The 11,765-nt window shown below is 65.7% G+C and carries 11 protein-coding genes; 2 read left to right on the forward strand and 9 right to left on the reverse strand.

The window, feature by feature from the left end:
* Positions 1 to 4: 4 nt before the first annotated feature.
* The gene (locus QPR87_RS05655) at positions 5 to 445 is read left to right on the forward strand and encodes a GNAT family N-acetyltransferase (RefSeq protein ID WP_104491203.1); all 441 of its coding nucleotides are present in this window, start codon (positions 5 to 7) and stop codon (positions 443 to 445) included.
* Positions 446 to 493: 48 nt separating this feature from the next.
* On the opposite strand, the gene QPR87_RS05660 is transcribed toward QPR87_RS05655, so the two are convergent.
* The 9 genes from QPR87_RS05660 to sucC all read right to left on the reverse strand — a co-directional run bounded on the left by QPR87_RS05660 (position 494) and on the right by sucC (position 10,615).
* Positions 494 to 988 carry a lytic transglycosylase domain-containing protein gene (locus QPR87_RS05660; RefSeq protein ID WP_011746895.1) on the reverse strand — a complete coding sequence of 165 codons (495 nt, stop codon included), beginning with the start codon at positions 986 to 988 and terminating at the stop codon, positions 494 to 496.
* A 146-nt stretch (positions 989 to 1,134) separates the two neighbouring features.
* Positions 1,135 to 2,529 (reverse strand): dihydrolipoyl dehydrogenase, encoded by a 1,395-nt coding sequence (gene lpdA / locus QPR87_RS05665; RefSeq protein WP_285048720.1) that lies wholly within the window; start codon positions 2,527 to 2,529, stop codon positions 1,135 to 1,137.
* Between the two features lie 50 nt (positions 2,530 to 2,579).
* The gene (locus QPR87_RS05670) at positions 2,580 to 2,972 is read right to left on the reverse strand and encodes an MAPEG family protein (RefSeq protein WP_104491205.1); all 393 of its coding nucleotides are present in this window, start codon (positions 2,970 to 2,972) and stop codon (positions 2,580 to 2,582) included.
* Entirely contained in the window at positions 2,972 to 3,229 is a 258-nt protein-coding gene (locus tag QPR87_RS05675; RefSeq protein ID WP_285048721.1) for a hypothetical protein, read from the reverse strand. The genes QPR87_RS05670 and QPR87_RS05675 overlap by 1 nt, the downstream gene beginning before the upstream one ends.
* 142 nt (positions 3,230 to 3,371) lie before the next feature.
* On the reverse strand, positions 3,372 to 4,913 hold the full coding sequence (gene odhB / locus QPR87_RS05680) for a 2-oxoglutarate dehydrogenase complex dihydrolipoyllysine-residue succinyltransferase (RefSeq protein WP_104491206.1): 1,542 nt from the start codon (positions 4,911 to 4,913) through the stop codon (positions 3,372 to 3,374).
* Position 4,914: 1 nt separating this feature from the next.
* The gene (locus tag QPR87_RS05685; protein ID WP_011746900.1) at positions 4,915 to 7,881 is read right to left on the reverse strand and encodes a 2-oxoglutarate dehydrogenase E1 component; all 2,967 of its coding nucleotides are present in this window, start codon (positions 7,879 to 7,881) and stop codon (positions 4,915 to 4,917) included.
* Positions 7,878 to 8,210: a hypothetical protein gene (locus QPR87_RS05690; RefSeq protein ID WP_285048722.1), complete on the reverse strand. Its 333-nt coding sequence runs from the start codon at positions 8,208 to 8,210 to the stop codon at positions 7,878 to 7,880. Before QPR87_RS05690 ends, QPR87_RS05685 begins: the two co-directional genes overlap by 4 nt.
* A 322-nt stretch (positions 8,211 to 8,532) precedes the next feature.
* Positions 8,533 to 9,417, reverse strand: coding sequence for a succinate--CoA ligase subunit alpha (gene sucD, locus QPR87_RS05695; RefSeq protein ID WP_011746903.1), 885 nt, complete (start codon positions 9,415 to 9,417; stop codon positions 8,533 to 8,535).
* A 4-nt stretch (positions 9,418 to 9,421) separates the two neighbouring features.
* On the reverse strand, positions 9,422 to 10,615 hold the full coding sequence (gene sucC, locus QPR87_RS05700; protein WP_011746904.1) for an ADP-forming succinate--CoA ligase subunit beta: 1,194 nt from the start codon (positions 10,613 to 10,615) through the stop codon (positions 9,422 to 9,424).
* A 324-nt stretch (positions 10,616 to 10,939) separates the two neighbouring features.
* Here sucC and QPR87_RS05705 point away from each other — a divergent pair.
* Positions 10,940 to 11,765, forward strand: an 826-nt coding sequence (locus tag QPR87_RS05705) for a calcium-binding protein (RefSeq protein ID WP_285048723.1), incomplete at its 3' end; no start/stop codon positions are given.

Genomic DNA, 11,765 nt, shown 5'->3' on the forward strand with positions numbered 1-11,765 from the left:
AGCGATGATCCGCGCTCTGCGCCCCGAGGACCGCAAGGGCTGGCAGCGGCTTTACGAGGGCTATCAGGCATTCTACGGCTTCGACGACCGGCCGCCGTCCTTTTACGACCGTGCCTTTTCCCGGCTGATGGCGCGCGATCCGCGCGACTTTCACGGGCTGGTGGCCGAGGCGGACGGGCGGCTGGTTGGGCTGACGCATTACGTCTTTCACCCGAACCTGTGGCGCGACGAAGGGGTCTGCTATCTGCAGGACCTGTTTACCGCCCCCGAGGCCCGCGGCCGGGGCATCGCCCGGGCCCTGATCGAGGCCGTCTATGCCGAGGCGGATCGTGCCGGCTCTCCCGCCGTCTATTGGCTGACGGCCGAGGACAACTATCCGGGCCGCATGCTTTACGACCGCGTGGGCCAGAAGTCGCCCTTTATCCGCTACAATCGCAAGCTGTAATGCAAAGGGCGGCCCGACGGCCGCCCCCGCGATCCGCTGTCCCTCGCCTCAGCGCAGGCCGGTTGCTTCCAGCAGGCCCTTGCGCTTGGCCTCGTAGTAATAGCCGCGGGCATACCACTTTACCGCGGCATCCTTGTTGCCGTCGGCGACCATATAGGCGCCGCGCAGGTATTTGACGCCGTATTTCAGGTTCGTCTCGGCATCCAGCAGCCCGGCGGGCGAGCCGCGATAGCCCATGCCGCGCGCGGTGGCGGGCAGGATCTGCATCAGCCCGTAATAGGGGCCGTTGCGGGCCCCGGGGCGATGGGTCGATTCGCGGATGATGACGCGATGCACCAGATCGACCGGCACCTCGTATTCCGCGGCGTATTTGTTGATGAGCCGCCGCAGTTCCGGCGTCTCGTTCGGATGCAGCGCGGCGACCTGGGCGGCCGAGGCGCGGGGTTCGACCAGATAGCGGCGGTCGGGATCGACCCGATTGTCGCCGCAGGCGCCAACAGCCAGCACGCCGCCCAGCGCCAACAATGCGATAATGGATTTCATGACTGCCCCTTGGCTTTTCATTGACCGAAGGATTAGCCACAGCCGCCAGAGTCGGGGAATTCAAAAGAACGGGCCGCCCGGTTCAGGGCGGCCCATCGGCGGATTTTCGCCGCAGCGCGGCGGCGATTTCGGTGGCGATCCGCCGATCAGGCGTGAATCGCGCCGTCGCCGCAGGCCAGCGCCGCCTCGCGCACCGCCTCCGAGCAGGTCGGATGCGCATGGCAGGTCAGGGCGATGTCCTGGGCCGAGGCACCGAATTCCATCGCCACGCAGACCTCGTGGATCATCTCGCCCGCGTTCGGGCCGATGATGTGGCAGCCCAGGACCCGGTCGGTCTCGGCATCGGCGATCATCTTGACGAAGCCTTCGGCCTGGAACAGCGCCTTGGCGCGGGCATTGCCCATGAAGGGGAATTTGCCGACCTTGACCTTGCGGCCGCTTTCCTTTGCGGCCTCTTCGGTCAGGCCGACCGAGGCGACCTCGGGCGTGGTGTAGATCACGCCGGGAATGACGTCGTAGTTCACATGGCCATGCTTGCCGGCGATGACCTCGGCGACCGCCATGCCCTCGTCCTCGGCCTTGTGGGCCAGCATCGGGCCGGGCACCGCGTCGCCGATGGCATAGATGCCCTTGACGCTGGTCTGCCAATGATCGTCGATCTGGACGAAGCCGCGGTCGGTCAGCGCGACGCCGACCTTGTCGAGCCCCAGCCCCGCGACATAGGGGCGGCGGCCGGTCGCGACCAGCACGCATTCGGCCTTGATCTCATGCTCGCTGTCGTCCTTGCGCAGCTTGTACTTGACCTCGGCCTTGCCCTTTTCGACCTCGACCCCGGACACGGCGGCGCCGAGGACGAATTTCAGCCCCTGTTTCGCCAGGATCCGCTGGAACTGCTTTTGCACCTCGCCGTCCATGCCGGGGGTGATGGCGTCGAGGAATTCGACCACCGTCACCTCGGCGCCGAGCCGGGCATAGGCCGAGCCCAGCTCCAGCCCGATCACCCCGGCGCCGATCACCACCATCGACTTGGGGATCTTCGGCAGGGACAGCGCGCCGGTCGAATCGACGACGATGCCGGCGTCGTTGTCGACCTCGACCCCCTTCAGGCTGGCCGGTTCCGAGCCCGAGGCGATGACGATGTTCTTCGTCTCGTGGGTGGCGTCGCCGACCTTGACCTTGCCGGGCGCCTCGATGCTGGCCCAGCCCTTGAGCCAGTCGATCTTGTTCTTCTTGAACAGGAACTCGATGCCCTTGGTGTTGCCGCCGACCGTCTCGGCCTTGTAGCCCTGCATCTTGCCCCAATCGACCTTGGGCTTGGCGCCCATCAGGCCCATCTTTTCAAAGTTCTCGTGGGTTTCGTGCAGCATGTGGCTGGCATGCAGCAGCGCCTTGGAGGGGATGCAGCCGACGTTCAGGCAGGTTCCGCCCAGTGTCTCGCGTCCCTCGACGCAGGCGACCTTCAGGCCCAGCTGGGCAGCGCGGATCGCACAGACATAGCCGCCGGGACCGGCGCCGATCACGATCAGGTCATAGGTGGACATTCAGGTCTCCTTGCAGTTCGCGGCGCCTGTTCCGGTGCCGCCCGTTCGATTCAGGTGAATAACGTGGTCAGGATCATCACCAGCGTGGCGATGAAGCCTACCGCCCAGATGACCGAGCGCCAGGGCGACCAGCCATAGGCATAGGCGGGAACGTAGAGCAGCCGCGCCAGCAGATAGCTCCAGGAGCAAAGCACGGTCAGGGGCGAGCCGGCATCCGAAAGCACCACCAGCACGACGGCGATGGTGAACAGGATCAGCCCCTCGAAATGGTTGTCCACGGCGCGGCGCAGCCGGCCGGTCAGGGCCGAGAATTCCGGCTGGCGATCGCGCGGGCTTGCGTTCCAGTTTGCGCCGACGTCGCGATTCATCGAGGCGGCGGCGAGGCCGATCTGCACGGCTTGCAGCAGGGCGGCCAACGCCAGTGCGGTCGTCTCGGCGGCCATCAGGCGGTCTCGACGAAGTGGAAGGCGGTGGCCGAGATGCCGGCCTGGCTGTTGAAGACGCCCGCCGCGCCCTCCAGATAGGCCCTCGCGACAGCGGCGTCCCCGACCTGGAACAGCGCCCAGGCGCTCTGGTCGTTCTCACGCCACAATTGCAGAAGCGACAGGCCGTTATTGCCGCGATCCTCGGCATCCGCGTCGAAGGCGGTGCGGAAGCGGGCATAGTCGGCGATGCTGTAATGGGCGATCATCTGCGTCATGGGAGACTCCTCTGTTTCGGCCCGGCTTCCCGTCGGGATGAGCGGCAAGGCGGTCCCGTGCGGGTCAACGGAAACGGGCCGGAAAGAGTTGCGCGGCGCCTTGCGATCCGGGGGCGGGCCTGCCGCCCCCGGAAGGCAGGGATCAGAGATCCATCAGCAGGCGGCGCGGATCCTCCAGCGCTTCCTTGACGCGCACCAGGAAGGTGACGGCGCCCTTGCCGTCCACGATGCGGTGGTCGTAGCTCAGCGCCAGATACATCATCGGCCGGATGACGATCTGGCCGTCCACGACGACCGGGCGGTCCTGGATCTTGTGCATGCCCAAGATGCCCGATTGCGGCGGGTTCAGGATCGGCGAGGACATCAGCGAGCCGTAGACGCCGCCGTTCGAGATGGTGAAGGTGCCGCCCTGCATTTCCGCCATGGTCAGCTTGCCGTCGCGGGCGCGGGTGCCCAGTTCGGCGATTTCCTTCTCGATCCGGGCGAAGCTCTTCTGGTCGGCGTCGCGCACGACGGGCACCACCAGGCCGTTCGGCGTACCGACCGCCACGCCCATGTGGACGAAGTTCTTGTAGACCACGTCGCCGCCGTCGATCTCGGCATTGACCTCGGGCACTTCCTTCAGGGCGTGGCAGCAGGCCTTCACGAAGAAGGACATGAAGCCCAGCTTGACCTTGTGCTTCTTCTCGAACTGGTCCTTGTAGGTGTTGCGCAGGTCCATGATGCCCTTCATGTCCACCTCGTTATAGGTGGTCAGCATCGCGGCGGTGTTCTGCGCGTCCTTGAGCCGGCGGGCGATGGTGGCGCGCAGGCGGGTCATCTTGACGCGTTCCTCGCGGGCGGCGTCGTCGGCGGAACTCGGCGCGCGCGGGGCCTGGGCCGGAGCAGGGGCGGGCGAGGCGGCCTGCGGCGCGGATGCCGCGCGGGCCACGTCCTCTTTCATCACCCGGCCGTCGCGGCCGGTGCCGGTGACCGCGTCGCGGCTGACGCCGGCCTCGGCCATGGCCTTCTTGGCCGAGGGCGCGTCCTCGACATCCTTGCGCGGCGCGGGCGTTTCCGGGCCGGCGCCGGGCGATTGCACGGCGGCCGCGGGGGCCGCGGGGGCCTCGGCCTTGGCGACACCGGCTGCACCCTCGGTGATGATGGCCAGCTTGGCGCTGGCATCGACCGTCGCGCCCTCGGGGGCGAGGATCTCGGCCAGCACGCCCGCGGCGGGGGCGGGAACCTCGACCGAGACCTTGTCGGTTTCCAGTTCGCACAGCATCTCGTCCTGCGCGACGCTGTCGCCGACCTTCTTGAACCAGGTCGCCACCGTGGCTTCGGTCACGCTTTCGCCCAGGGTGGGCACCATCACATCGACGGATTTTCCGCTCATATTCCTCTGTCCTTCCTGAGCCTTCGTGCCCGCATCAGCCTTGGGCAACATTTCTTCCGGGCCGGCATCGCCCTGTTCCATGATCTGTGCGAGCAGCGCGTTGGGTGCGACCACCGCACCTTCGGGCGCGACGATCTCGGCCAGCTTGCCGGCGACGGGCGAGGGCACCTCGACCGTCACCTTGTCGGTTTCCAGCTCGCACAGCATTTCATCCACGGCGACGCGGTCGCCCGGCTTCTTGAACCAGGTGGCCACCGTCGCCTCGGATACCGATTCCCCAAGCGTGGGGACGCGTAGTTCCACTGCCATGTCAGGCCCCGATGGTGATCGCTTCGTGGACCAGGGCCTCTTGCTCGGCCTTGTGGCGCGAGGCAAGCCCGGTGGCCGGCGAGGCCGCCGCATGGCGTCCGACATAGCGCGGCCGGCCATGCTTGGCGCCGATGCGCGACAGAACCCATTCGATATTGGGCTCGACGAAGGTCCAGCCGCCCTGGTTCTTGGGTTCCTCCTGGCACCAGACGATCTCGGCGTCCTTGAAGCGTTCCAGCTCCTTGGACATGGTCTGGGCCGGGAAGGGATAGAATTGCTCCAGCCGCAGGATATAGACATCCTCGGCGCCGGCCGCGTCGCGGGCCTGCGCGAGGTCGTAATAGACCTTGCCCGAGCAGATCACCACGCGGCGGATCTTGTCGTCCGGGGCCAGCTTGAACTCGGACTTGCCGCGGTCGGCATCGTCCACCAGCACCCGGTTGAAGGTCGAGCCGGTCAGGAACTCGTCCGCCGTGGACACGGCCAGCGGGTGGCGCAGCAGCGATTTCGGCGTCATCAGCACCAGCGGCTTGCGGAAGGGTCGCTTGAGCTGCCGGCGCAGGATGTGGAAATAGTTCGCCGGCGTGGTGCAGTTCGCCACGATCCAGTTGTCCTCGGCGCACATCTGCAGCCAGCGTTCCAGCCGGGCCGAGCTGTGCTCCGGGCCCTGGCCCTCGTAACCGTGCGGCATCAGCATGACGAGGCCGGACATGCGCAGCCATTTCTTTTCGCCCGAGGTGATGAACTGGTCGAACATGATCTGGGCGCCGTTGGCGAAATCGCCGAACTGAGCCTCCCACATGACCAGGCTGTTCGGCTCGGCCAGCGAATAGCCGTATTCGAAGCCCAGAACCGCATATTCCGACAGCATCGAGTCGATGACTTCGTAGCGCGCCTGCCCGCCGCGGATGTGGTTCAGCGGGTAGCAGCGTTCCTCGGTGGCCTGATCGACAAAGGCGGAATGGCGCTGCGAGAAGGTGCCGCGGGTCGAATCCTGGCCGGCCAGCCGCACCGGATGACCCTCGACCAGCAGCGAGCCGAAGGCCAGCGCCTCGCCCGTCGCCCAGTCGAAGCCCTTGCCGGTCTCGAACATCTGCTTCTTGGATTCCAGCAGCCGGCCCACGGTCCTGTGCAGGTCAAAGCCTTCGGGCACCCGGGTCAGCGCGCTGCCGATCTCGGCCATGGTCTCGGGCGCGATGCCGGTCTGGCCCAGGTTTTCCTCGGCATGCTCGGCCTCGATCCCCGACCACTTGCCGTCCAGCCAGTCGGCCTTGTTCGGCTTGAAGTTCTTGCCGACCTCGAACTCTTCGTTCAGGTGCGACTGGAAGGCGGCCTTCATCTCCTCGATCTCGCCCTCGGGGACCAGCCCGTCGGCGACCAGCCGCTCGGTATAGCGTTGCAGCGTGGTCTTGTGGCCCTTGATCGCCTTGTACATCGCCGGGTTGGTGAACATCGGCTCGTCGCCTTCGTTGTGACCGAAGCGGCGATAGCAGAAGATGTCGATCACCACGTCCTTGTGGAACTTTTGCCGGAACTCGGTCGCGACGCGGGCGGCGTGCACCACCGCCTCGGGGTCGTCGCCGTTGACGTGGAAGATCGGCGCCTCGACCATCAGCGCGATGTCGGTCGGATAGGGCGAGGTGCGGCTGAAATGCGGCGCGGTGGTAAAGCCGATCTGGTTGTTCACCACGATATGGATGCAGCCGCCGGTGCGGTGACCCTTGATGCCGGAAAGCTGAAAGCATTCCGCTACGATCCCCTGGCCGGCAAAGGCCGCGTCGCCATGCAGCAGGATCGGCAGCACTGCCGTGCGGTGGGTGTGGTCGGAAAGCTGGTCCTGCTTAGCGCGGACCTTGCCCAGCACCACCGGGTTCACGGCCTCGAGGTGCGAGGGGTTCGCAGTCAGGGACAGGTGCACGGTATTGTCGTCGAAGGTGCGGTCCGACGAGGCGCCGAGGTGGTATTTCACGTCGCCCGACCCGTCCACGTCGTCGGGCTTGTAGCTGCCGCCCTGGAATTCGTGGAAGATGGCGCGATAGGGCTTGCCCATGACGTTGGCCAAGACCGACAGGCGGCCGCGATGCGGCATGCCGATCACCACATCCTTGACGCCAAGCGCGCCGCCGCGCTTGATGATCTGCTCCATCGCCGGGATCAGCGCCTCGCCGCCGTCAAGGCCGAAGCGCTTGGTGCCCATGTATTTGACATGCAGGAACTTTTCGAAGCCCTCGGCCTCGACCAGCTTGTTCAGGATGGCGCGGCGCCCCTCGCGGGTAAAGGCGATCTCCTTGCCATAGCCCTCGATCCGCTCCTTGAGCCAGGCGGCTTCCTCGGGGTTCGAGATATGCATGAATTGCAGCGCGAAGGTGCCGCAATAGGTGCGGCTCATCAGGTCCACGATCTGGCGGATCGTGGCGATCTGCAGGCCAAGCACGTTGTCGATGAAGATCGGCCGGTCCAGATCGGCCTCGGAGAAGCCATAGGTCTTGGGGTCCAGCTCGCCGTGGTCGGGGATCTCGCGCATGCCCAGCGGGTCCAGGTCGGCATGCAGGTGGCCGCGGATGCGGAAGGCGCGGATCAGCATGATGGCGCGGACGCTGTCCAGCACGGCGCGCTTGAGCTGATCGTCCGTCAGGTTCACGCCCTTTTCGCCGGCCTTGGCGGCGATCTTGTCCAGTGCAGCCTTGGCCTCGGTCTTGGGTAGCATCGGCCATTCGCCGGTCAGCGCCGCGGTGGTGTCGTCCGCGGGCACCGGCGGCCAGTCGGCACGATGCCAGCTTGCGCCCTTGGCCTCGCGGGTGACCACGGCCTCGTCATCGCCCAGGCTGCGGAAGAAGGCGTCCCACGCCTGATCGACCGCCGCGGGGTTCTGGGCCCATTGGCCATAAAGCTGCTCGACATAGGCCGCGTTATGGCCTTGCAGGAAGCTTGAATCGTGGAAGGCCGAGTTGGGGGATTGATCGTTCATTGGCTTGCCTCCGGGGAATCCTTGTCCGTTCGCGCCTTGATCTGGGGCGGTCGTATCGTTCTGGCCACGCCGGGGACGCGCCCGGTCATGAGCCTGGTCTGAATGTCCTGATACCATGCCGACAGCCCCACGCGCGACTGGCGCGGCAGGGCGGGCAGGGTGCGCCCGGCCATCTGGGCGCCGCGCGATTGCGGCAAATCCCGACGGCCTTGGGCGATGTCCTTGGGTGGTTCGGCAGGCACCATCGGCCGACAGTGCGGCGCATGGTGGCCCGGGTCGCGGCCCTGCCGCCCGGAATGGCGGCGGAGAAAACGGGCGATGCCGGGCAAGGCCGGCCGCCCGGTCGAGGCCGGCGCGATGCGCGCGCGACCGCCAAGCGGCCTGCCGCGGTTATGGGTTGGGATGCAGGGCGCCCGGTCCCGCGCCGGCAGGGGCGCGGCGGGGCATTGCACGGGCGGCGGGGGCTGCATGGTCATGCCGCACCTCGCCTTGGCAGGGCAGGGCCGCGAGCCGGGCAAGGCGCTGCCCCGGCGGTTCTGGCGACGATCTGGCGACGACGGCGGTCCAATCTGGCACCTGCTGGTAAGGTCTGGCGCGGCCCCAAGTAAGGTAGGCAGGGGCCGCGCCCAAGTCAAAAGCCTTGCGGCAAAGTTACCGGCCCAGAGCCTTCAGCACGGCCTCGCCCAAGCCCGCGGGGCTGTCGGCGACGACGATCCCGGCCGATTTCATGGCCTCGATCTTCGATTCCGCGTCACCCTTGCCGCCCGAGACGATGGCGCCGGCATGGCCCATGCGGCGGCCCTTCGGCGCAGTGCGCCCGGCGATGAAGCCGGCGGTCGGCTTCCACTTGCCCTTGCGCTTCTGCTCGGCCAGGAACTCGGCGGCCTCTTCCTCGGCCGAACCGCCGATCTCGCCGATCATGATGATCGATTCGGTCTCGGGGTCGTCCAGGAACATGCGCAGCACGTCGATATGCTCCATGCCCTTGATCGGGTCGCCGCCGATGCCGACGGCCGAGGACTGGCCAAGGCCCACGTCCGAGGTCTGCTTGACCGCCTCATAGGTCAGGGTGCCCGAGCGCGAGACGACGCCGACCGAGCCGCGCTTGAAGATGCTGCCCGGCATGATGCCGATCTTGCATTCGTCGGGCGTCATGATGCCGGGGCAGTTCGGGCCGATCAGCAGCGACTTGCTGCCTTCCAGCGCGCGCTTGACCTTCATCATGTCGAGGACCGGGATACCCTCGGTGATGGCGACGATCAGCGGGATTTCGGCGTCGATGGCTTCCAGGATCGAATCGGCCGCGAAGGGCGGCGGGACATAGATCGCGGTCGCATTGGCGCCGGTTTTCGCCACGGCCTCGTGGACGCTGTTGAACACGGGCAGGCCCAGATGCTCGGTGCCGCCCTTGCCGGGCGTCACGCCGCCGACCATCTGCGTGCCGTAAGCGATCGCCTGTTCGGTGTGGAAGGTGCCCTGAGACCCGGTGATCCCCTGGCAGATGACTTTGGTGTCTTTGTTGACGAGAACGGCCATCTTCTTATCCTTTCACCGCTTTCACGATCTTCTGCGCCGCATCCGACAGGTCGTCGGCCGCGATCACGTTCAGGCCGGACTCGCCGATGATCTGCTTGCCCAGCTCGACGTTGGTGCCCTCAAGACGCACGACCAGCGGGACTTGCAGCCCGACTTCCTTCACTGCGGCGATGATGCCTTCCGCGATGATGTCGCAGCGCATGATGCCGCCGAAGATGTTGACCAGGATACCCTTCACGTTCGGGTCCGAGGTGATGATCTTGAACGCCTCGGTCACTTTTTCCTTGGTGGCGCCGCCGCCCACGTCAAGGAAGTTTGCGGGTTCCGCCCCGAACAGCTTGATGATGTCCATGGTGGCCATGGCCAGGCCGGCGCCGTTCACCATGCAGCCGATCTCGCCGTCCAGCGCGATGTAGTTCAGGTCGAACTTGGACGCCGCCAGTTCCTTCGGATCTTCCTCGGTCTCGTCACGCAGCGCCAGGATGTCGGGCTGGCGATACAGGGCGTTGTTGTCGAAGCCCATCTTCGCGTCCAGCGCCTTGAGGTTGCCGTCCTTCATCACGATCAGCGGGTTGATCTCCAGCATCTCCATGTCCTTTTCGATGAACATGCGATACAGGTTCTTGACCAGCGCCACGCATTGCTTGACCTGCGCGCCCGAAAGACCCAGGGCGAAGGCCACGCGGCGGCCGTGGAAATCCGAGAGCCCCGAGGCCGGATCGACGCTGAAGCTGACGATCTTTTCCGGGGTCGAGGCGGCGACTTCCTCGATGTCCATGCCGCCTTCGGTCGAGGCGACGAAGCTGACGCGCGAGGTGCCGCGGTCGACCAGCAGCGCCAGGTAAAGCTCGCGCTCGATGTCCGAGCCGTCCTCGATATAGATGCGGTTGACCTGCTTGCCGGTCTCGCCCGTCTGGTGGGTGACCAGGGTGCGGCCCAGCATCTGGCGGGCCAGTTCCTCGGCCTCTTCGACCGATTTTGCCAGGCGGACGCCGCCCTTTTCACCGGCTTCCTTTTCCTTGAAGTGACCCTTGCCACGGCCGCCGGCATGGATCTGCGCCTTGACGACCCAGAGCGGCCCGTCGAGTTCCCCCGCCGCCGCCTTGGCTTCGTCCGCCTTCATCACCACCCGCCCGTCGGAGACCGGCGCGCCGTATTGGCGCAGCAGCGCCTTGGCCTGGTATTCATGGATGTTCATGGTTCTTCCCCGCAGTTGTCGGTTGGCGGGGCTTGTGCCACACTCCGCGCCGCCCCCAAAGCACTATGCTTGGGCAGTTGCATAAAATCGCATGGTTTCCCGCTTTTGTGATCACAGCCTTCGGCGCTGCGATCACAAAAGCCGCCAAGGCATCCTTCTGCGCCTCGAAAACCCCGGTTCCGGGTCTGATCCGGCGCGATTCTCCGGGCCGGATGGCGGAGTATGGTCCGGACGGGACGGGCGTGCCAATTTCTTTTGACATCGGCCGCGGGATGGGCGCTATTCGGCGCACACATCTTTATCAATTTTCGCGAGAGACGGTTCATGGCGACGATTACCGGAACGGACAATTCAGAAACCCTGCTGGGCACCGCCAATGCGGATTTGATCAACGGGCTGGGCGGAAACGACACGATCACCGGCGGCAGCGGCAATGACACGATGCATGGCGGATCGGGCGACGACACCTTCCTGATCGGCGGCACGGATATCGGCCACGATATCTATGATGGCGGGGACGGGGCGGATCAGATCCGGCTGAACGGCACCCTGAAGGTCTCGAACCTGTCGCTGACCAGTGCCAATGTGATCAGCACCGAGACGCTGAACTTCTATGGCTACGGCGTCGAGGGCACCGGCGGCAACGACGTGTTCGACATCAGCGGCATGACCTATGTGTCGGGCTATAGCCGCATCTACATGTTCGACGGCAACGATACCTTTACCGGCTATGCCGGCAACGACAATGTCGATGGCGGTGCTGGCAACGACGTGCTGAACGGCGGTGCGGGCAACGATACGCTGATCGGCGGGTCCGGCAACGACACGCTGAACGGCGGCAGCGGCAACGATTACTTCTATATCGGCGGCACCGATTTCGGCCATGACGTCTATAACGGCGGCGAGGGCTCGGACGAGATCCGGCTGGTCGGCAAGGTCACGGTCTCGAACCTGTCGCTGACCAGTGCCAATGTGATCAGCACCGAGACGCTGAATTTCTATGGCTACGGCGTGGAGGGCACCGGCGGCAACGACGTGTTCGACATCAGCGGCATGACCTATGTGTCGGGCTATAGCCGCATCTACATGTTCGACGGCAACGATACCTTTACCGGCTATGCCGGCAACGACAATGTCGATGGCGGTGCTG

It is taken from the genome of Paracoccus sp. SSJ (genome assembly GCF_030234105.1).
In the GTDB taxonomy this organism is placed as follows: Bacteria; Pseudomonadota; Alphaproteobacteria; order Rhodobacterales; family Rhodobacteraceae; genus Paracoccus; species Paracoccus denitrificans.

Bases quoted from the DNA above. Each gene is read 5' to 3' on its own strand.
- QPR87_RS05655 (WP_104491203.1), top strand. From the start codon at position 5: ATGATCCGCGCTCTGCGCCCCGAGGACCGCAAGGGCTGGCAGCGGCTT.
- QPR87_RS05685 (WP_011746900.1), bottom strand. From the start codon at position 7,881: ATGAACGATCAATCCCCCAACTCGGCCTTCCACGATTCAAGCTTCCTG.
- odhB (WP_104491206.1), bottom strand. From the start codon at position 4,913: ATGGCAGTGGAACTACGCGTCCCCACGCTTGGGGAATCGGTATCCGAG.
- sucD (WP_011746903.1), bottom strand. From the start codon at position 9,417: ATGGCCGTTCTCGTCAACAAAGACACCAAAGTCATCTGCCAGGGGATC.
- sucC (WP_011746904.1), bottom strand. From the start codon at position 10,615: ATGAACATCCATGAATACCAGGCCAAGGCGCTGCTGCGCCAATACGGC.
- QPR87_RS05675 (WP_285048721.1), bottom strand. From the start codon at position 3,229: ATGACGCAGATGATCGCCCATTACAGCATCGCCGACTATGCCCGCTTC.
- QPR87_RS05670 (WP_104491205.1), bottom strand. From the start codon at position 2,972: ATGGCCGCCGAGACGACCGCACTGGCGTTGGCCGCCCTGCTGCAAGCC.
- QPR87_RS05660 (WP_011746895.1), bottom strand. From the start codon at position 988: ATGAAATCCATTATCGCATTGTTGGCGCTGGGCGGCGTGCTGGCTGTT.
- lpdA (WP_285048720.1), bottom strand. From the start codon at position 2,529: ATGTCCACCTATGACCTGATCGTGATCGGCGCCGGTCCCGGCGGCTAT.